General features: G+C 66.7%; 18 protein-coding genes, 3 pseudogenes and 1 riboswitch. Of the genes and pseudogenes, 13 read left to right on the top strand and 8 right to left on the bottom strand.

Annotated features, from left to right (window positions below):
• Window positions 1–39: 39 nt before the first annotated feature.
• The gene (locus tag GNX96_RS02040) at window positions 40–1,047 is read right to left on the bottom strand and encodes a methyltransferase domain-containing protein (RefSeq protein ID WP_279579184.1); all 1,008 of its coding nucleotides are present in this window, start codon (window positions 1,045–1,047) and stop codon (window positions 40–42) included.
• 246 nt (window positions 1,048–1,293) lie between these two features.
• On the opposite strand from GNX96_RS02040, the gene GNX96_RS67010 reads away from it, so the two are divergent.
• From GNX96_RS67010 to GNX96_RS48005, 11 genes and pseudogenes are all read left to right on the top strand, one after another.
• Window positions 1,294–1,803: an LLM class flavin-dependent oxidoreductase gene (locus GNX96_RS67010; RefSeq protein ID WP_452124459.1), complete on the top strand. Its 510-nt coding sequence runs from the start codon at window positions 1,294–1,296 to the stop codon at window positions 1,801–1,803.
• Window positions 1,725–2,150 (top strand): hypothetical protein, encoded by a 426-nt coding sequence (locus GNX96_RS67005; protein ID WP_452124458.1) that lies wholly within the window; start codon window positions 1,725–1,727, stop codon window positions 2,148–2,150. The genes GNX96_RS67010 and GNX96_RS67005 overlap by 79 nt, the downstream gene beginning before the upstream one ends.
• A gap of 79 nt (window positions 2,151–2,229) precedes the next feature.
• Window positions 2,230–2,748 (top strand): class I SAM-dependent methyltransferase, encoded by a 519-nt coding sequence (locus GNX96_RS02030; RefSeq protein ID WP_313885566.1) that lies wholly within the window; start codon window positions 2,230–2,232, stop codon window positions 2,746–2,748.
• Window positions 2,749–2,895: 147 nt separating this feature from the next.
• Window positions 2,896–3,156 (top strand): hypothetical protein, encoded by a 261-nt coding sequence (locus tag GNX96_RS02025; protein WP_163566793.1) that lies wholly within the window; start codon window positions 2,896–2,898, stop codon window positions 3,154–3,156.
• A 108-nt stretch (window positions 3,157–3,264) separates the two neighbouring features.
• A complete protein-coding gene (locus tag GNX96_RS02020; RefSeq protein ID WP_163566792.1) occupies window positions 3,265–3,954 on the top strand; it encodes a sensor histidine kinase in 690 nt (229 codons plus the stop codon).
• Entirely contained in the window at window positions 3,944–4,591 is a 648-nt protein-coding gene (locus GNX96_RS02015) for a response regulator transcription factor (RefSeq protein WP_279579100.1), read from the top strand. The genes GNX96_RS02020 and GNX96_RS02015 overlap by 11 nt, the downstream gene beginning before the upstream one ends.
• A pseudogene (locus tag GNX96_RS48020) lies at window positions 4,494–4,985 on the top strand (SDR family oxidoreductase); the annotation flags it as partial. The gene GNX96_RS02015 and the pseudogene GNX96_RS48020, both read left to right, overlap by 98 nt.
• Complete coding sequence (locus GNX96_RS48015) at window positions 4,972–5,364, top strand: SDR family NAD(P)-dependent oxidoreductase (protein ID WP_313885565.1); 393 nt, start codon at window positions 4,972–4,974, stop codon at window positions 5,362–5,364. The pseudogene GNX96_RS48020 and the gene GNX96_RS48015, both read left to right, overlap by 14 nt.
• Window positions 5,361–5,903 (top strand): S-adenosylmethionine:tRNA ribosyltransferase-isomerase, encoded by a 543-nt coding sequence (locus tag GNX96_RS48010; protein ID WP_279579098.1) that lies wholly within the window; start codon window positions 5,361–5,363, stop codon window positions 5,901–5,903. Before GNX96_RS48015 ends, GNX96_RS48010 begins: the two co-directional genes overlap by 4 nt.
• A pseudogene (locus GNX96_RS62175) lies at window positions 5,794–6,123 on the top strand (S-adenosylmethionine:tRNA ribosyltransferase-isomerase); the annotation flags it as partial. The gene GNX96_RS48010 and the pseudogene GNX96_RS62175, both read left to right, overlap by 110 nt.
• Window positions 6,113–6,457 (top strand): S-adenosylmethionine:tRNA ribosyltransferase-isomerase, encoded by a 345-nt coding sequence (locus GNX96_RS48005; RefSeq protein ID WP_279579097.1) that lies wholly within the window; start codon window positions 6,113–6,115, stop codon window positions 6,455–6,457. The pseudogene GNX96_RS62175 and the gene GNX96_RS48005, both read left to right, overlap by 11 nt.
• Here GNX96_RS48005 and metE read toward each other — a convergent pair.
• Window positions 6,454–8,726 (bottom strand): annotated as a pseudogene (metE, locus tag GNX96_RS02000) (5-methyltetrahydropteroyltriglutamate--homocysteine S-methyltransferase). The gene GNX96_RS48005 and the pseudogene metE sit on opposite strands and share 4 nt — an antisense overlap.
• A gap of 117 nt (window positions 8,727–8,843) precedes the next feature.
• Window positions 8,844–9,060: riboswitch (cobalamin riboswitch) on the bottom strand.
• A gap of 201 nt (window positions 9,061–9,261) precedes the next feature.
• Here metE and GNX96_RS01995 point away from each other — a divergent pair.
• Window positions 9,262–11,424 (top strand): PHP domain-containing protein, encoded by a 2,163-nt coding sequence (locus GNX96_RS01995; protein ID WP_279579096.1) that lies wholly within the window; start codon window positions 9,262–9,264, stop codon window positions 11,422–11,424.
• 3 nt (window positions 11,425–11,427) lie between these two features.
• Here the strand turns inward: GNX96_RS01995 and GNX96_RS01985 are convergent, their stop codons facing one another.
• The gene (locus tag GNX96_RS01985; RefSeq protein ID WP_279579095.1) at window positions 11,428–13,830 is read right to left on the bottom strand and encodes a glycoside hydrolase family 2 protein; all 2,403 of its coding nucleotides are present in this window, start codon (window positions 13,828–13,830) and stop codon (window positions 11,428–11,430) included.
• A gap of 42 nt (window positions 13,831–13,872) precedes the next feature.
• Window positions 13,873–14,505 (bottom strand): LysE family translocator, encoded by a 633-nt coding sequence (locus GNX96_RS01980; protein WP_163566789.1) that lies wholly within the window; start codon window positions 14,503–14,505, stop codon window positions 13,873–13,875.
• A 273-nt stretch (window positions 14,506–14,778) separates the two neighbouring features.
• On the opposite strand from GNX96_RS01980, the gene GNX96_RS01975 reads away from it, so the two are divergent.
• The gene (locus GNX96_RS01975) at window positions 14,779–15,261 is read left to right on the top strand and encodes an ATP-binding protein (RefSeq protein ID WP_163566788.1); all 483 of its coding nucleotides are present in this window, start codon (window positions 14,779–14,781) and stop codon (window positions 15,259–15,261) included.
• A 23-nt stretch (window positions 15,262–15,284) separates the two neighbouring features.
• On the opposite strand, the gene GNX96_RS01970 is transcribed toward GNX96_RS01975, so the two are convergent.
• Genes GNX96_RS01970 through GNX96_RS47990 form a run of 4 tightly spaced genes read right to left on the bottom strand, consistent with a single transcriptional unit; the run spans window position 15,285 to window position 19,174 of the window.
• On the bottom strand, window positions 15,285–16,358 hold the full coding sequence (locus GNX96_RS01970; RefSeq protein ID WP_279579094.1) for a ribonucleotide-diphosphate reductase subunit beta: 1,074 nt from the start codon (window positions 16,356–16,358) through the stop codon (window positions 15,285–15,287).
• Window positions 16,359–16,373: 15 nt separating this feature from the next.
• On the bottom strand, window positions 16,374–16,997 hold the full coding sequence (locus GNX96_RS48000) for a ribonucleoside-diphosphate reductase subunit alpha (protein WP_279579183.1): 624 nt from the start codon (window positions 16,995–16,997) through the stop codon (window positions 16,374–16,376).
• Between the two features lie 28 nt (window positions 16,998–17,025).
• Window positions 17,026–17,712 carry a ribonucleoside-diphosphate reductase subunit alpha gene (locus GNX96_RS47995; RefSeq protein ID WP_279579093.1) on the bottom strand — a complete coding sequence of 229 codons (687 nt, stop codon included), beginning with the start codon at window positions 17,710–17,712 and terminating at the stop codon, window positions 17,026–17,028.
• Entirely contained in the window at window positions 17,696–19,174 is a 1,479-nt protein-coding gene (locus tag GNX96_RS47990; RefSeq protein WP_279579092.1) for a ribonucleotide reductase N-terminal alpha domain-containing protein, read from the bottom strand. The genes GNX96_RS47995 and GNX96_RS47990 overlap by 17 nt, the downstream gene beginning before the upstream one ends.
• Window positions 19,175–19,273 lie beyond the last annotated feature (99 nt).

Genomic DNA, 19,273 nt, shown 5'->3' with positions numbered 1-19,273 from the left:
AATCAGGGGAACGGCCAAGAGCGGCCAACGCCGAATTCGTCAGACAGCCGTCCCGCCGTCGAAGACCGCCAGCACCGCCAGCCGACCGTGCAGGCGAAGATCGATCTGCCGCCGCAGCAGGAATCCTGTACGTGGGCCGGCTGTGAGGTCCGGCAGCAGCGCCACCGCCCGGCCGTCCGGTCGCAGCACTCGACGGATCTCCCGCCACAGCGGCTCCGGACCGATCGTGACCGGGACCGCGACACCCCAGGGCGGGTTGACCAACACCCGGTCGACGCTGCCGCCAGCGATCGGCAAAGCCGCCGCGTCCGCGACGCCCAGCGAGACCGCACCACCAGCATTCCCGACCGCTACCCGTACGACCGACGGCTGAAGATCGAAACCCAGCCGCCGCCCGGTGGCCTCCAGCAGGGTCGTACCAGCGCCACAGCACGGATCCAGCACCAAGTGCCGCTCCTGGATGTCCGCCAACCGCGCCATCGCGGCGGCCACCGGCGGATGCAGGGTGCCCGGCACCGAGCCGATCTTGTACGAGCGGCGATGCAATGGACGGTCCGCGATCCGGACCGCGACCCGGGCAACCTGGCCCTCCAGGGACACCCGCCAGGTGACGCTGCCCGCCGGCGGCCTCCGACCACCCCGTCGAGAGTGATAGCGACAGCCCAACAAGTCCGCGAGTCGAGCGCCGACCGCGTCCTCCACGTCGTACCGGCCGAACCGCCGCAGCCCGACAACCGAGGCTGAAACGTCCACATCGGACGTCACGTCTATACCACCAAAACGTTTGCGTACGGCCAAAACCGCGGCGACGTCCACCGCCATCGCCGAGAACCGGCGAAGGTCCACTGTGGACTTCCCGATCCCGGTCACCTCGGCGGCCAGCACCATCACGTCATCGACTGTCCGCAACAACAACGGATCAGTCCCGCTCGGCCGAAAAACGACCTCCCGGTGCCGGACGCTTTCCGTCCGGCCGATGCCCTCTTGGTGAATTTCCGCGCTGGCCAACGATTCCAGGCCACGGACCGTACGCGCCAAAAGGCGCACCAACGGTTACGTTCCTCCCGCGTCGCGACACGGAACGGCAGGCAGCCGCTCCGCTTCGCCGGCGGCGGGCTTTCAGCGGTGCACAAACTTACCGCGACGCCACGACAGGCCGGCGGATCGCTAGCCGAGGGGGAAGGTGAAGAACATGCCCGGGACTGTAGCAAGGAAGCCTGCTGGCCCGCCGGCTATTTATCCCCGGAGCGACGCTCCCTGGTTAGCTCCGCTCAGCTCCGTAGGCTGGCAGGCATGAAACTTGGTATGCACATTTGCGATTTCACGTACCCGAACGGACCGGCCCGACTCGGCGCGGACCTCGCCGACCTGGTCCGGCGCGCCGAGGACGCCGGGATCGACACCATCACGGTGATGGACCACCTGTTCCAGATCTCGGTCGTCGGCCCCAGCGAGAACGACATGCTGGAGGCGTACACAGCACTGGGTTTCCTCGCCGCGCACACCTCTCGAGTACGGCTGCTAACGCTGGTCACCGCTGCCGTCTACCGCGAGCCCGGGCTGCTGGCCAAGGCCGTGACCACGCTTGACGTGCTGTCCGGCGGCCGGGCCTGGCTGGGCATCGGGGCCGGTTGGAACGAGGAGGAGACGACCGGCCTCGGACTGCCCTTCCCGCCGGTGTCCGAGCGGTTCGAGCGGCTGGAGGCCTGCAGATCTGCCTGCAGATGTGGTCCGACTCCGAGGCCGGCTACGACGGCAAGCACTACCAGCTCGGCCGTACGCTCAACTCCCCGCAGTCCCTGAGCCGTCCACACCCGCCGATCATGATCGGTGGCGGCGGCGAGAAGAAGACGCTGCGGCTGGTGGCGAAGTACGCGCAGGCGTGCAACCTGTTCCCCGGTCCGGAGCTGGCACACAAGCTGCAGGTGCTGCGCGAGCACTGCGAACGCGAAGGCACCGACTTCGACGCGATCGAGAAGACCTCGATGTACACCTTCGACGGCGACGTGAAGGCGACCATCGAGCACCTGGAAAAGCTGCACGGACTCGGCATCCAGACCGCGATCGGCCGGGTCCCGACGAATCTGGATCTGGACAAACTGAAGATCATCGGACGGGAGATCGTCCCCGCCGCCAACGATCTGGTGTAGTGGCGGATTCTCGACATTTATTGTCGGGGCACGGCATTGCGGTCAGTACGCGCACCGCTGCGACGCTGGCCGCATGCCAATGAACCTTCGCCATCAGGAACTCTGCAGTTCGCAGGAATGGGCCGACGCGGTCGGCGAGAGACTGGACGAATGGCTGACCACCACCGGCCGTGACATCGGCAACGACATCGTCGAGATCGGTCCCGGTTTTGGTGCCACCACTCGTGTTTTGGTACGCCACTGCGAGCGGCTGACGGCCATTGAAATCGACCCGGACTTCGCCGCTGGGTTGCGGGCGGAATTCGGCGACCAGGTCACCATCATCAACGCCAGCGGCGCGGACGTGCCGCTGGCGTCGGCGAGCTATTCCGGTGTGGTTTGTTTCACCATGCTGCACCACGTACCGTCAGTCGAGCTCCAGGACCAGATTTTCGCTGAGGCGTACCGACTTCTGCGCCCCGGTGGCGTTGTCGCCGGCGCCGATGGGCAGGACAGCGAAGGCTTCCGGGCTCTGCACGAGGGCGACATCATGGTCGTCGTCGAGCCCGACAGCTCCCGGACCGGCTCCGGGCCGCCGGCTTCACGGACATCGACGTGACCGTCGACCCTGGTGTCATCCTCACCTTCCACGCCCGCAAGCCCGGACCGTAGCAAGATAGGACCGTGGGAGAGACCGAACCAGCGGTGCTGCAGCGGCTGCTCGACGTGGCGTTGGAGCTGCAGGGCGAGCGACGGCCGGGAATCGGTGCTTCGCACGGTCCTGAAGGCGGCGAAGGACCTGGCCGGCGCCCGGTACGCGGCGGTCGGGGTGCCGGACGGCGACGGCGGTTTCGCGCTGTTCCTGGTGGAAGGCGTGGACGCCCGGACCTGGGACGCGATCGGCTACCTCCCGCGTACGCACGGCGTTCTGGGCAGCCTGCTGACCGATCCGAAACCGCTGCGGCTGCACCGGTTGCGGGGGACGATCCACGGTTTCGCGGCTGGCCCCGGGCCCATCCGGCGATGACCTCGTTCCTGGGCATCCCGGTGATCGCGAGCGGCGACATCGTGGCCGCCCCTGTTCCTGGCCAACAAGATCGAGGCGGACGACTTCTCCACCGCGGACGTACGAGTGGTGGAGGCGTTGGCCGCGCATGCCGCGTTGGCGGTGGTCAGCGCCCAACGGCAGTCCCGGCTGCGGGAGCTGTCGATCGCCGCCGAGCGGGCCCGACTGGCCCGTGACCTGCACGATTCGGTGACACAAACGGTGTTCAGCCTGACCCTGTCAGCCGAAACCGCGGCCAGCCTCGCGACCGGCGCGGACCCGCGGCTGGTCGAGCAGGTGGACCGGATCCGGGCGCTGGCCGGCACCGCGACCGAGGAGCTCGGCTCACTACTGGACACCTTGCGCCTCGCCGAGGACCGCCGGGACGACCTCGCGACCCTGCTGCGCAGGCGGGTCGAACTGCTGGGTCGCGTCCACGACGTACCGATCGACCTGCGCATCAGAGGCGCCCAGCAGACCCGGTCCGCGGCCACCGAATACGAGGTCGGCCGGATCGCCACCGAAGCGTTGTCGAACGCCCTCAAACATGCGAACGCCGGTCGCATCGCGGTCACTCTCACTTACACAGAAGGAAAACTGCGGCTCACCGTTGCGGATGACGGCGACGGATTCGACCCGGCGATCACGGCCAGGCAATCACGCCGGATGGGCTTGTCATCGATGGCCGAGCGGGCCGCCGCGCTTGGCGCGGACCTGCACGTGGAGTCCAGCCCGGGGACCGGGACGACGGTGTCGCTGGAGGTCCTCGGTGACTGCTGACCCGCCCGTACGAGTGCTGCTGTGCGACGACCACGAGATGGTGAGAGCCGGGTTGCGCAGCTTTTTCGACGTACAGGAAGGGATCGAGGTGGCTGGCGAGGCCAGCACCGCCGAACAGGCACTGGCCCTGATGGGGACAACCAAACCCGATGTCGTGCTGATGGACCTGATGTTGCCGGGCATGTCCGGCGTCGAGGCGGTCCGCCGGATCAGCGCCGACCATCCGGGCGTCAAGGTGCTGGTGCTGACCAGCTATGCCGGCGATGACACGGTGATCGAAGCCGTCCGAGCCGGCGCCGCCGGCTATCTTTTGAAGGACGTCAACCCAACCGAGCTGGCCGGCGCCGTACGAACCGTGCATGCCGGCGGGGCGCCGCTGCATCCCAGCGTCGCCGCAGCCGTCATGCGGAATGTGTCAGAACCCGATCCCGAGCACCTCACCCCGCGTGAGCGTGAGGTGCTCAGCCTGATCGCCCGCGGGCTCTCGAACCGCCTGATCGCCCGCGAACTGGCCCTGTCCGAGAAGACGGTCAAGGCGCATGTCAGTGCCATCCTGGGAAAACTCGGGGCGGCGGACCGTACACAGGCCGCTTTGTGGGCGGTCCGCCACTTCCCCGACCCAAGCCCCGGGTCCTAGGACAAAGGTCTCGGGTCGCCGGGTCCGTGGCCCGATGCCGCCGGCCCGCGTGCGCGCAAAGTCTTGGCCTATGAGCCAAACAGCCCTCATCACCGGAGCGTCCCAAGGTCTCGGGTACGCGATCGCCGACCGATTGGCCGGCCACGGCACCCGCCTGGTGCTGGACGCGCGTACGCCGGCCGACCTCGACGCCGCCACCACCACCCTCCTCGACCGCACCGACACCGTGGCGATTGCCGGCGACATCACCGACCCCGGCCACCGCGCCGAACTCGCCGCGGCCACCGAAGGCAAGCTGGACCTGCTCGTTCTCAACGCGTCAGCACTCGGCGAGACACCGTTGCCCACACTCGCGACCGCGGATCTGGGAATTTTCCGCGGTGTGTTGGAAACCAACACCGTCGCCAGCCTGGCGCTCATCCAGATTCTGTTGCCGCACGTACGGGGCAGCGGCCGGCACCATCGTGCTGATCAGCAGCGACGCGGCGGTGACCGGCTACCCAGGCTGGGGACTTTATGGCGCCAGCAAGGCCGCCGCCGACCAACTGGCCCGGGTGCTGGCCGAGGAAGAACCGGCGATTCGGGTCTATGCGGTCGATCCTGGCGACATGATGAGTACCGCGATGCACGCGGCCGCGGACCCCGACGCCGACCGACCGGCCGACCTGCTGGACCCGGCCACCGCAGCGGCCCGGCTCGACCCACTTTTGCGCGGTGAGCTGCCATCCGGCCGTTACGCGGCCAGCGAGCTGTCGACAGTGGTGTCGTCATGAGCACCGTCTTCGCCGAGAGTCCGCTCCATCTGTCCACATCGGACATTCCGCTGGCGACCAGCCCGGCCGAATACCGCGGCCTGCGACGGGACGCCGTGCGGATGCTGGTCGCCGAACCCGGTCGGCCGCTGCGGCACGTACGGGCCCGTGACCTGCATCGTGAACTGTCCGCCGGCGATGTCCTGGTTCTCAACACATCGGACACCCTGCCGGCCGCGACGGCCGGCGTGACCGAAGCCGGCGAGCGGGTCGAAGTGCACCTGTCGACTCCGCTGCCGGCCGCTGGACTCGACCCGTCCGCCGCGCTGGGCCAGCCGGAATCGGAGTGGGTAGTGGAAAATCCGCACTCCGCTACCGATCGGCAGCCGACCGTCCACTGTGGACTGGGACGGCACGGTCGTACGGCTGCGCGGCGGCGGCGAGGTCGCGGTGGGTCGCCCGCATCCGACCGGGCAGCAACGCCTCCGTGCGGCCACTGTTCGTACTCCCCTGCCGTTGCTGGCCTGGCTGAACCAACACGGCGAGCCGATCCGCTATGACTACGCGTCCGCTCGCTGGCCGATTTCGGCCTACCGGACCGAACATGGCGACACTCCGGGCAGCGCCGAAATGCCGTCCGCCGGCCGCCCGATCAGCGCCCGGATGCTCCGGCACCTGCGGTCGATCGGCGCACAAATCGCCACTCTCGTCCTGCACTGCGGAGTTTCCTCGCAGGAATCCGGCGAACCTCCTTATCCGGAGTGGTTCAGTGTCTCAGCTTCCACAGTGGACACCATCGAGCAGGCGCACGCCGCCGGCCACCGCGTGCTGGCGGTCGGGGGACCACCGTCGTACGAGCGTTGGAATCGGCCGCACGGACCGGACCGGCCGGCTGACCTCCGCCAACGGTTGGACCGACCACGTCGTCACGCCAGCCACCGGAGTGTCCACTGTGGACGGGATCTTGACTGGCTGGCACGAACCGGCGGCTTCGCACCTGCAGATGTTGGCCGCCATCGCCGGACCCGAACTCCTTTCCCAGTCGTACGAGGAAGCCCTCGCCGCCGGCTATCTCTGGCACGAGTTCGGCGACCTGCACCTGCTCTGGCACTAACCCACGGAACGGGCGGTCGCGGCGGCGCGTACGAGGGCGCGCAGGGCCGGCTCGACCTCGGCATAGCCGCGAGTTTTCAAGCCACAGTCGGGATTCACCCAGAGCCGGTCTGCCGGCACCGCCTTCAGAGCGGCAGCCAGCAAATCCCGCATTTCCTCCACACCGGGACCCGTGGCGAGTGGATGTCGTAAACGCCCGGCCCGACGCCTCGACGGAACCCGATCGCGTGCAGGTCGTCCAAAATCTCCATTCGCGACCTGGCTGCCTCAATGGTGGTCACGTCCGCGTCCAGCGTATCGATCGCGGTGATCACGTCACCGAACTCCGAATAGCACAGGTGCGTGTGGATCTGGGTCGACTCGGCCACCCCCGAAGTGGCGAGCCGGAACGACATCACCGCCCAGTCCAAATAGGACTCGTGTTCTTCCTTGCGCGGCGGCAAAAGCTCACGAAGTGCCGGCTCGTCGACCTGAATGATCCGCAGACCGGCCCGCTCCAGGTCAGCGACCTCGTCCCGCAAAGCGAGCGCGACCTGGGCCGCGGTGTCGGCCAACGGCTGGTCGGCTCGTACGAACGACCACGCGAGAATCGTCACCGGGCCGTCAGCATCGCTTTCACCGGTCGCGAAGTCAGCGACTGCGCGTACTGGCTCCAGCCGACCGTGATCGGCGCGGGCCTGGACACGTCACCATGCAGGATCGGCGGGCGGACACAGCGGGATCCGTACGACTGCACCCAGCCGTAGTCGGTGGCCGGAAACCGTCCAGGTTCTCGGCGAAATACTGCACCATGTCGTTGCGCTCGGGCTCGCCATGGACGAGTACGTCGAGGCCGATTTCCTCCTGCAGGCGGATAACCCGCTCGATTTCGGCCCGCATAGCGGTTTCGTACTGGCCAGCGTCCAGTTCTGCGGTCCGCAAACCGGCCCGCGCCCGCCGGATGTCCGCGGTCTGCGGAAAAGAGCCGATCGTGGTGGTGGCCAGGCGCGGTAGGCCGAGCCGGTCCTGCTGCGCCGCCGCCCGCTGGTGGTAATCGGACCGGACCCGATCTTCGGGCCGCAGGACCTGAATCCGGGCGCGTACGCGATCATCGCGCAGCACCGGCACCACCTCGTCGCCGGCGGCCAACTCGGCGGCCACCGCCTCGGTGCCGTCCCGCAGCGCCCGGCTCAGCACCACCACCTCATCAACTTTCTGACGGGCAAAGCAAAGCCGCCGCCGTACGTCCGGCTCGAGGTTGGTTTCGGCGCGTCCAGGTCGTACGGGACGTGGAGCAGCGGGCACGAGGTCGCCACCGCGAGCGAGCCCACCGAACCCAGCAGGCGGGCAGCGGTGGTCAACGCGAGACGCAGGTCCGTCCGCCAGACGTTGCGGCCGTCGACCAGCCCGGCGACCAGGACTTTGGTGCGGAGCCGGTAGTGCGCGGCCGCCTCGGTCAGCGCCTGCGGGTGCGTGACCAGGTCGATCCCGATCGCCTCGACAGGCGTGCTGGCCAGCACTGGCAGTGCCTCGCCGAGCCGGCCGAAATAGGTGGGCACGAACAGCTTCGGCCGATTCGACTCGGCACCCAGTCGCTCGTACGCGCGACGGACCGCGTCCAGCTCCGCTGGCGTGCGGTCGCCGACCAGCGCCGGCTCGTCCAACTGCACCCATTGCACGCCCGCGTCCGCCAACTCGGCGAGCACTCTCAAGTAAACGTCAAGCAGGTCATCCAGCAGCGACAGCGCCGCGAAACCGGCCGGTGCCTGCGCGGATGCCTTCGCGAGCAACAGAAAAGTCACCGGTCCGACGAGCACGGGTCTGGTGGTGACACCGTGGCCGAGCGCCTCCTGATAGTCCGCGAGCGGCTGGTTGGCCACCAACTGGAAGCGAGTGTCGGGCGCCAGTTCCGGGACCAGATAGTGGTAGTTCGTGTCGAACCACTTGGTCATTTCCAGCGGCGGCACGCCGTCCGTGCCACGGGCCATCGCGAAATACGTGTCCAGCGGCGAAAGCCCGAGATCGCGGAACCGCGACGGCACCGCGTCAACCATGACTGCGGTGTCGAGCACCTGATCGTAGAAAGAGAAGGTGTTGCCCGGAACCGAATCCAAGCCGGCTTCCTGCAACTGGGTCCAGGTCTGCTGGCGCAGTTGTGCCGCCACCGCCCGCAAATCCGCCTCGCCGGCCTGACCGCTCCAGTAATTTTCCAGCGCCTTCTTGAGTTCCCGGTGCGGTCCGATCCGCGGATATCCGAGAACGGTGGCCCCGATCGGGGTCGTGTCTGCCATAGCTCTCTCCTCGCGAGCATGCCGAGGCCCACCACAGCGAAGACAGCAACGAGCACGCCACATTCCGGCGTACGCCCTGCCGACCATCCCACGCGGTCGCGGACCCACGCGCGCCGGTTGGCACGCGTACCGACGGCAGGTCTTCGGACTCGCGGGCACCCGCCGAGAAACCCGGCGGACCTACCGACTGTCGCTTCCCAGGCCGGAACCCAGTGCTTGATGACAGCTTTCGTTCCCACTCACCGCTGCGCGGGCAGTCCCGGATTCGCACCGGGTTCCCTGTTGCCTCGGCCGGCCCTCACGGACCGGTCGAACCATCAGCGCTACCGAGCGTATCCGATGCGGGCGGCCAGCCGTGTTGTGCGCCGCCTCACAACGGTCCGCCGCCCGAAAGATCAGCAAAAGCGCTGGTAAAGCAACATCAAAATCATTCGCGTGTACGCATGTTTCCCCAGACTTGTTCGGCCGTCTGACCGCCGTTTACCCCGCTCCCCGAGATTGGTCCGGACACCCGAGGTCCGGAACGGAGCACCAGATGGGGCACGGCCACCCGCACGACCATCATCACCACGATCACCCAGCGGATCTTCCCGCGGTGCTGGACACCGAGATCCCGGACGACGAACTGTCGCCAGACGAGGTCTCCCGGCGCGGATTCCTGCGCAGTGCGGGCCTGCTCAGCGCCGGCGCGGCGGCGGCGGCCACCGCTGCCGGCGCCTTCGGCCTTCCGGCGGCGGCCGCGGCGACCGCGGGTCGCTCGTGGTCCGGCTCGTCCCAGCGCGGCGGCCTGCACTGGCTGGCCGGCGACCACCACATTCACACGCAGTACAGCCCAGACGCCGTCTACCGGGTCATCGATCATGTGCGGCACGCGAACGCCTACGGCCTGGACTGGATGGTGATCACCGACCACGGCAGCGTCCAGCACGCGAAGATCGGCGTCGAGAAGGTCAACCCGGACATTGTCTCGGCTCGCGCCAAAATCAAGGACACCCTGGTTTTCCAAGGTTTTGAATGGAACATCCCGGCCGCCGAGCACGGCACGGTGTTCGTCCACCCCGGCCGCAACGAGGTGTCGGTGCTCAAGGAGTTTGAGAACTCCTTCGACGGTACGGTGAAAAACGCCGGTCCCTCGACACCAGCGAACGAGGCACTGGCCATCTCTGGCGTCAACTTTCTTGCCTCCGCCGTCAAAAAGCGGCACGTCCAGGACGCCCTGTTCCTCGCGAACCACCCGGCCCGCAAGGGCATCGACTCGCCGCACGAGATCCGCGGCTGGCGGGACGCGCAACCCCGGATCGCGGTGGGATTCGAAGGCGCGCCGGGCCACCAAGCCGCCGGCATTGCCAAGCCGCTCGGCCCCGGCAGTGGCCGCGGCGGCTACGACAACTCGCCGTCGGCCGACTCCTTTGCCGGCTATCCGTTGGAGAGCTACCGCACCTGGGGCGGTTTCGACTGGCTTACCGCCACGGTCGGCGGCTTCTGGGACAGCATGCTGTCCGAAGGCAAACCGTGGTGGATCACCGCGAACTCCGACTCGCACTGGATCTACAACGACAGCACCGATCGCGGCCCCGGCAGCAACTTCGAGACCAACGGCTATTACAACGATCCGGTCTACAGCGGCAAAGTGGGCAGCACCAACACCGACTTCTGGCCCGGCTACTACAGCAAGACGCACGTCGGTTCGACCGAGTTCTCGTACGCGGCGGTGATGGCGGGCCTGCGCGCCGGCCGGGTCTGGGTGGATCACGGCGGCCTGATCAGCGGCCTGGACGTACGGGTGCGGGCCGGTGGCAACTGGGTGACCCTCGGCGACACTTTGGTGGCCAGGAAGGGAAGCCAGGTTCAGCTCGAGGTCACCATCGATCTCGCGAACGGCCCGAACTGGGCCCAGTTCGTCCCGAAACTCGCCCGGGTGGACGTGGTCCGCGGCGCCATCACCGGCCCGGTCTCGGACCGGGACACCCTCAGCGCCCCACACACCGCGGTCGCGAAATCTTTCCAGATCGGCAAATCCACCGGACAGGCCACCTTCACGTACGACCTGGGCCGGCTCGACCAGGGTTTCTATCTGCGGCTTCGGGGCACCGACGGCAACCGGACGGCGCCGGGGCTATCACGGCGCGACGGTCGACCCGGCCGGACCGGCGATGGACGTGGTCGGCGCCGCGGATCCGTGGAACGACCTGTGGTTCTACACCAACCCGATCTGGGTGGTGCCGAGCCGATGACCGTGCTCCGCTGGGATCTTGGCCATCGGAGCGTCCGCGATGCCGAGCAGTGGCTGGCGAGCCTGCCGCCGGTGCCCGGCATGGTCGCTTGTACGCAGCTCGTCCGCGATGACCGGCCGCGGGTCGCCATTACCATTGCCGCACCGGTAAAAACCGAGCTGCCATCGGGTGGCACCTCGGTCGCGGACCATGGCACCGGCCGAGCGGTCATCTACCCGGGCGTCGAGCTGCTGACCGGCACCATGACGGTCGCGGACCTGCTGCTGGCCAAGAGCGCCATCGAGAAGGTGACGGTCATCGGCGGTGCCGCGGCCACCACGCAGACCATGCTGGACACCCGCGCCTTCGTCCGTCCACAGTGGATCGACGGCGTGCTGACCCTGGTGGCAACTCCAGCGCCAGACGGCCACATCGCGCCCTTCGAAGTGCCGAATCCCACTCCCTGCTGCGCCGACCACGACTGACGTCTATCCGCCCGAAACCAGCTGGTTCGCGGTGCGTACGACGGTTGGGCCGGTCAGCAGGGCCGGATCCAGGTCCACGGCCGTACGCACCTCGAACATGACAGTTTCGCCCGGCAGCAACGTGACCAGCATGTCGTCGACCTCGGCGTCGACAGCGACCCGGTCAGCCAACACGGCCACATCGCGCAGCAGCGACCGTGCGGTCACCGAGACCCGGTAGCCGCCGGCCATCGTCGAGCTGCTCACGTCGTACCGGTCGACCGGCAGCGAAAGATCCTTGTCCGGCCGGAAAAACCAGCAGGCCCGGCCCGCGCTGGACTCCACTACCAGGAGTTCCCCGCTCGGGTCGGCCGGTTCGGACAGCCGGTCCGACACTGCCAGCAATGCGGTTTTCCTTTCGCCGACGGAAAGCGTGAGGTCCTGCTCGGCCAGAACCTTGCCCTCAAAGGACATCCGGCGAACCGAGACAGTGTCTTCCCATGCTTGGGCGGTGTCGTTGACGATGACCACCGCAAGGCCGCCATCCCTCGCCTGCACAGTGACCAGCCGATCGGCGTACGCGTGTTTCAGGGCGTACCAAGCGGGTTTGCGGCCGCCGTCGCCGTCGACCACCGCCCACGAGGTGACCGGCCAACAGTCATTCAGCTGCCATACGACGGTGCCCGCGCAGCGCGGCGCCCACGACCGGAAATGCTCGATGCCCAGCGACAGCGCCCGGGCCTGGTTCAGTTGAGCGGCCCAGAACCAGTCGTCCATCGCCGCCGGCACCCCGAAATGCTCGGTCAACGATCGGTCGATCTTGGCCATCCCGTCCTGGGCTTTCTGGTGCGCGACCATCTCCGGCCCGTACGGAGTCAAGGGCCGGTCGTGGACGGCACGGGTCAGGGTCGACCAACGCGGCGGGCCCTGGAAGCCGAACTCGGACGCGAACCGCGGCACATAGTCGAGGTAGCCGGTGTAATCCCGCTGGTTCCACACATCCCAGATGTGCATGCAGCCGTGATCGGGATCGTTCGGGTAGATGTCGGTGGAAAGGGACCACGGACTGCCGGCGCAATACGGCCGGGTGGGATCCAGCTCAGCGACGATTTTCGGCAGAATGTCAAGATAATAGCCGAGGCCCCAGGTGCGGTCGCCAAGCTTTTCCCGCCATCCCCAGTCGTAGTAGCCCCAGATGTTCTCGTTGTTGCCGTTCCACAGCACCAGGCTCGGGTGCGGGCAGAGCCGGGTGACGGCCTCCCTGGCTTCCGCGATCACCTCACCGCGGATCGGCTCTTCCTCCGGATAGGCCGCGCAGGCAAAGAGAAAGTCCTGCCACACGAGAATGCCGGCCCGATCGCAGGTCTGGTAGAAATCATCGCTTTCGAAGATGCCACCGCCCCAGACCCGGACCAGGTTCACGCCAGCGTCGGTGGCCTGTCCCAGCCTTCGCTCGTACCGCTCGCGATCCACCCGGTGCGGAAAGCAGTCATCCGGGATCCAGTTGACACCGCGCGCGAACACCGGAACATCGTTGACAACAAAGGTGAAAGCGGTGCCGATGTCGTCTGGTGTGGTGTCCAGCCGGACGGTACGGAACCCGATCTCGGTCTGGTACGAGTCGTGGCCGGGGATTTCCACTCGCAGCGGGTAAAGCGGCTGCTCACCGTACCCACGCGGCCACCACAACCGCGGGTTTTCCACCACTACCTCGATAACACCTTCGGTGCGTACGGTGGCCTCGACCACCTGATCGGCGACCCGGACTACCACCGGGACGGCCTCGTCGGACTCCACCTCGACGTGCACGGCGACCAGGCCGCGATTGCCCTCGACGGTCACCAGCGGGCGTACGGACGCGAGCCGTGCGGTCGACCATGACTCCAGCGCGATGGGCCGCCAAATGCCGGCGGTGACCAGCTCCGGGCCCCAGTCCCAGCCGAAGTTGCAGGCCATCTTGCGGATGAAGTTGTACGGGAAGCGGTCGCCGCCGGGCCGGGCACCCAGCTTTTCCCGCAGCTGCTCGGCGAAACTGATCGGCGAGCCGAAGGTGATCGCCAGCCGGTTCGCGCCGGGCCGCAGCGTTTGCCTGACGTCAAAGCGATAACCGCGGTGCATGTTGCGGGTCTCCCCCACCACGACACCGTTGACCTCGACGGTCGCCACCGTGTCCAGGCCGTCACACACCAGGTCGACGCGGTCGTCGCCGGCCGGCTGCCACTGGAAAGTCGTCTCGTACCGCCAGTCCGTCCGGCCGATCCAGGCCACCGCGGCCTCGTTCTCGTCCAGATACGGATCCGGGATGAGCCCAGCCGCCAGCAAGTCGGTGTGGACGCAGCCCGGTACGGTCGCCGGCACGACGGCGTCGACCTCGTCCGTACGACTCGCGGCTCGGACAGTCCAACCGGCATGCAGCAGCGTCCTCATTGACATCCTTTCGGTGTTTACGATTGTCAACCAGCAAATACGTCAGCTGACCTGGGTAGCAACCCGGATGCCGAGCAGCACCAGCAGCGTGCCCATGACGCCGTCCATCGCCCGGCGCACCCGACCGGCGCTGAAGAACCGGCGCAGCGAACCAACGACCATCGCGAGCGTGATCCACCAGACCACGCTGGTGAAGGTGGCGATCACCGCCAGCTCGAGCGTCTGCGCCGTGGACGCGGTCGACGGCAGGAACTGCGGCAACAGGGCCAGAAAGAACACCGCGACCTTGGGGTTCAGGAGATTGCACAGCAGGCCCTGCCGGAAGGCGACGGGCAGCGACACGCCGGTGAGCTCAGTCGCTTGCAGGTCGTGATATCCCCCGCGCCGCACCGAAATCCACGCCCGTACGCCGAGGTAGACCAGATATGCCGCGCCGGCGAGTTTCACCACCGTGAACACCACCGCGGATGCGGCCAACAGGCCGGCCACTCCGAGCGCGATCGCGACCACCCACACAAAGACTCCGCAAGCGATCCCCAGCCCGCAGGCAACCCCGGCCTTGCGCCCGCCGGACAGCGAGTTCCGGGTCACCACCACGAAGTCCGGGCCGGGCGACATCGCGCCGAGCAGCACCACCACCACCAGAAACGACACCGCGGTCGCGACAGAGATCACCACCTCACCGTAAAGCGCGTAGTCGGGGCCCGTCCATGGTCCCGGTCACTACCCGAAGCTCAGGCCGGCAAGGAGCAGCGCCATCGCCGCCAAGCCTTCCCACCAGGCGGCGCCGGCGGCTGGTCCGCATCATGGGGGCAGCCTTGCGGACGCGAGCCGGTCACATGTCGTACGAGGACACCCAAGGCGTGCGGCACGCGCGGAAAGGTGATTCTCGTCAGGGGCTCGACGCGACCCGAAACTGCCAGCGGCAAGGTGTGTAAAAAGGTCGACTTGCGGGTACTGCACTCCGCGACCGTTGTCCACGCCGACGGAAGGCCTCTGACGAGTACGTCCATCGACCCACTCACCGACGCCGGGCCCGTCGGTCGGTTGACGACGGGCTGGACAGCGGCTTCCCCAGCCCGGCTCACCCGGATCCGCCGCCGCCTGTTGACCTGGGCCACCGCCACCGATCTTCGGTCCGGCCAGATCGACGCGCTGGTCCTCGCGTCGTACGAGGCGCTCGCCAACGTCGTCGACCACGCGTACGGGACCCTGCCGCCGCTGCGGCCGGACCTGCTCCTTGAGGCCGAAGTGGCCGGCGATCACGTCACCGTCGCGGTCAGCGACCACGGCCGCTGGGAGCAGCCCGCCGCCCGGCCGGGAGCGCGGGGCCACGGGCTGATCCTGATGCGCAAGCTCAGCGACGACCTGTCCATCCGTACGACCGCGACCGCGACCGGCACCGTCGTACGGATGTGCTGGCATCTTTAGTGGGTTTGCGGTGTTGATCCAGGTCAGTCCCACTCCAGTGAGCCGCCGGTTTGGTACTCGATGACCCGGGTCTCGAAGAAGTTTTTCTCCTTCTTCAGATCCATCGCCTCGGACATCCATGGGAACGGGTTCTCGGCCGGCCCGAAAACCGGTTCCAGACCCAGCTGCGCGCACCTGCGGTTGGTGATGAAATGCATGTACTGCTCGCAAAGCTCGGCGTTGATGCCGAGAATCCCGCGCGGCATGGTGTTCCGCCCGTACGCGACCTCCAGGTCACAGGCGTCCTTCAACATCGTCCGCACCTCGGCCTGAAACTCCGCGCTCCACAGGTGCGGGTTCTCGATCTTGATCTGGTTGATCGTGTCGATACCGAAGTTCAGGTGAATCGACTCGTCCCGGAGGATGTACTGATACTGCTCGGCGATGCCGACCATCTTGTTCTGCCGGCCCAATGACAGGATCTGGGCGAAGCCGGTGTAGAACCACATTCCCTCGAAAATCACGTAGAAGGCGACGAGGTCACGCAGGAACGCCTGGTCGCGTTCGGGCGTACCGGTGGAGAACTCCGGGTTCTCCAGGTGCTGGGTGTAGTCCAGTGCCCAGGCCGCCTTGTCGGTGATCGATGGCACCTCGCGGTACATGTTGAAGAGCTCACCCTCGTCGAGGCCGAGACTTTCGCAGACGTACTGGAAAGTGTGCGTGTGAACGGCCTCCTCGAAGGCCTGCCGGAGCAGGTACTGCCGGCATTCGGGGTTGGTCAGGTGCCGGTAGACCGCGAGCACGATGTTGTTCGCGACCAGCGATTCCGAGGTGGCGAAAAAGCCGAGATTGCGCTTGATCATCAGTCGCTCGTCGTCAGTCAGGCCGTTCGGGGACCGCCAGAGCGCGATGTCGGCCTGCATCGAGACCTCGGTCGGCATCCAGTGGTTGCTGCAGCCGGCCAGATACTTTTCCCACGCCCAGTGGTATTTCAGCGCGGCAGTAGCTGGTTCACGTCGGCGCGGCAGTTGATCATCGCCTTGTCGTCGACGCTGACCCGCGCGCCGCCGCGCTCGATCGCGCGCGCCGAGTCCGGTGGCGTCCGTGGTTGTCGTCATCTTGTGGTGCCTTTCTTACTGGCAGGCTTCGCAGTCGGGGTCTTCGATCGAACAGGCCAACGGCTCTTGGACGGTCGGTACGGTCGCGGCCACCGCGTTGAGTTTCCCGTCCGTACCGCGCAAAGTACTCTTCTCCACGTGCGTCGCGCTGGTGGCCCGCAAGTAGTAGGTGGTCTTCAGGCCGCGAATCCACGCGTGCTGATACATCTCGTCGAGCTTGCGGCCGTTCGCCTGCGCGATATAGAGGTTCAGTGACTGCGCCTGGTCGATCCACTTCTGCCGGCGGGCGGCCGCCTCGATCAACCAGCGGCTGTCGATTTCGAAGGCGGTGGCGTACAAGGTCTTCAGGTCAGCCGGCACTCGAGCGATCGGGCCGAGGCTGCCGTCGAAATACTTCAGGTCGCTGATCATCAACTCGTCCCATAAACCGCGCGCTTTCAGGTCGCGTACGAGTGCCGCGTTGACGACGGTGAAGTCACCGGACATGTTGGATTTCACGTACAAGTTGCGGTAAAGCGGTTCGATGGACTGGCCGACGCCACAGATGTTGGCGATGGTGGCGGTCGGCGCGATCGCCATCACGTTCGAGTTGCGCATGCCAACTTTCCGTACGCGGCTGCGCACTGCGTCCCACTGCAGCGTCTGCGCCCGGTCCAGGTCCAGGTCGTCACCGCGCGCGCGCGGCGAGCAGCTCGATCGAGTCGATCGGCAGGATTCCCTGGCTCCACAGCGATCCCTCGTACGACGGGTAGCTTCCCCGCTCCTGGGCGAGGTCGGCAGAGGCGGAAATGGCGTGGTAGCTGATCTCCTCCATGCTGCGGTCCGCGAACTCAACCGCTTCCGGCGAGCTCATCGGAATGCGCAAGGCGAACAGCGCGTCGCTGAATCCCATCAGGCCGAGGCCGATCGGCCGGTGCCGCTGGTTGGACTTGCGAGCCTCCGGGATCGTGTAGAAGTTTACGTCGATGACGTTGTCCAGCATCCGTACGGCCGTCCGCACCGTACGGGCCAGCCGCTCGTGATCCACCCCTTCCGGGCCGACCAGCCGGCCGAGGTTGATCGAGCCAAGATTGCAGACCGCCACCTCGTCCGGGCTGGTGTTGAGGGTGATTTCAGTGCACAGGTTGGAAGAGTGCACCACCCCGATGTGCTGCTGCGGGGACCGCAGGTTGCACGGGTCCTTGAAGGTGATCCACGGGTGGCCGGTCTCGAACAGCATGGTCAGCATCCGCCGCCACAGGTCTTTCGCCTTCACCCGACGGAAGACTCTGATCTCGCCACGGTCCGCAGCCGCCTCGTACTGGCGATAGCGCTCCGCGAACGCCAAACCGACCAGGTCATGCAGCTCGGGCACCTCGTTCGGGGGTGAACAACGTCCAGTCGGCGTCCGCCCGCACCCGCCGGATGAACTCGTCCGGCACCCAGTTCGCGGTGTTCATGTCGTGGGTACGACGGCGGTCGTCGCCAGTGTTTTTGCGCAGGTCGAGGAATTCCTCGATGTCGATGTGCCAGGTCTCCAAATACGCGCAGACCGCGCCCTTGCGCTTGCCGCCCTGGTTGACCGCGACCGCGGTGTCGTTCGCGATCTTGAGGAACGGCACGACACCCTGCGATTCTCCATTGGTGCCGCGAATATGCGCGCCGATGCCGCGGACCGGAGTCCAGTCGTTGCCCAGCCCACCGGCGTATTTGGAGAGCAACGCATTGTTACTGATGCCGTGGAAGATGCTGCTCAGGTCGTCCTCGACGGTGGTGAGGAAGCACGACGAAAGCTGCGGCCGGGTCGTACCAGCGTTGAACAAGGTCGGCGTGGAACACATGAAGTCAAAGGAAGAAAGCAGCCGATAGAACTCGATGGCTCGGTCCTCGCGGTGGTCCTCGCGCAGCGCCAACCCCATCGCGACTCGCATGAAAAATGCCTGCGGCAGCTCGTACCGGTGACCGTCACTGTGCAGCAAATAGCGGTCATACAGCGTCTGCAGCCCGAGGAACTGGAACTCCAGGTCCGCTGAGCCCGCCAAGGCCGCACCGATCTTTTCCAAGTCAAACTTGGCCAACTCCGGGTCCAGCTGGCCGAGGTCGACGCCACGGGCCACGAAATCGCCGAAATAGCTGGCATATCCTTCGGTCATCTGCCGATGGCTCGCGATCCGCGGCTCACCAGCCAGGAACGACAGCGCCTCGGCGCGCAGCTTGTCGAGCAACAGTCGGGCGCTGACAAAGGAATACTGCGGATCGGTCTCGACCAGCGTACGAGCCGCCATCACCGGCGCGACCGCGAGCTCACCAGCGGTGATGCCGTCATACAGGTTTCGCTTGGTCTCGGTCAAAACAGTGTCCGCCGACACCGCATCCAGGCCGGCGCACGCCTCCCGTACGACCAGTGCCAGCCGGTCGGTATCCAGCGGCTCGACGCGGCCGTCCTGATGAGTGACCCCGATGGCCGGTTCCGGTGCCGGTTTTTCCGCCTCAACGCGGGCCAGGGCGTGTTGTTCGCGATACAGCACGTACGCGCGGGCGACCTTGTGGTGCCCACCGCGCATCAGCGCCAGCTCGACCTGATCCTGAATTTGTTCGATATGCAAGGGACGATCCGGGCCGGCGTGCCGGAGCAGGGCCAGCTCGACCTGCGTGGTCAACTCGGGGACCAACTCCCGTACGCGGCTGGACCCGGTCGCGTCGGCGCCTTCCACGGCCAGGAAGGCCTTGCTCAGCGCGACCGAGATTTTGGTCGAGTCAAAGGCGGAAACCTCACCGGTCCGGCGAATCACCGAAATGGTGCCGGCCGTCGGCCGAGTTTCGGACTGAACGGACATGCGCATTCTCCACAGCAGTAAATGGGCACGCTGAAACGCACCCAAGGACGAAGGTGTGACATCAGGAATCCGGCAAGAGCTACGGATCTGGTGAAGGTG

This window comes from Fodinicola feengrottensis (assembly GCF_010993775.1).
GTDB classification, from domain to species: Bacteria; Actinomycetota; Actinomycetes; order Mycobacteriales; family HKI-0501; genus Fodinicola; species Fodinicola feengrottensis.
Note: the sequence above shows the minus strand (reverse complement) of the source record. Positions and strands in the feature narration are given on the sequence as shown.

Coding starts and splice junctions, on each gene's coding strand:
- GNX96_RS48010 (WP_279579098.1), top strand. CDS start 5,361: ATGAGCACCGTCTTCGCCGAGAGTCCGCTCCATCTGTCCACATCGGAC.
- GNX96_RS01995 (WP_279579096.1), top strand. CDS start 9,262: ATGGGGCACGGCCACCCGCACGACCATCATCACCACGATCACCCAGCG.
- GNX96_RS02030 (WP_313885566.1), top strand. CDS start 2,230: ATGAACCTTCGCCATCAGGAACTCTGCAGTTCGCAGGAATGGGCCGAC.
- GNX96_RS47990 (WP_279579092.1), bottom strand. CDS start 19,174: ATGTCCGTTCAGTCCGAAACTCGGCCGACGGCCGGCACCATTTCGGTG.
- GNX96_RS67010 (WP_452124459.1), top strand. CDS start 1,294: ATGAAACTTGGTATGCACATTTGCGATTTCACGTACCCGAACGGACCG.
- GNX96_RS01970 (WP_279579094.1), bottom strand. CDS start 16,358: ATGACGACAACCACGGACGCCACCGGACTCGGCGCGCGCGATCGAGCG.
- GNX96_RS01985 (WP_279579095.1), bottom strand. CDS start 13,830: ATGAGGACGCTGCTGCATGCCGGTTGGACTGTCCGAGCCGCGAGTCGT.
- GNX96_RS67005 (WP_452124458.1), top strand. CDS start 1,725: ATGTGGTCCGACTCCGAGGCCGGCTACGACGGCAAGCACTACCAGCTC.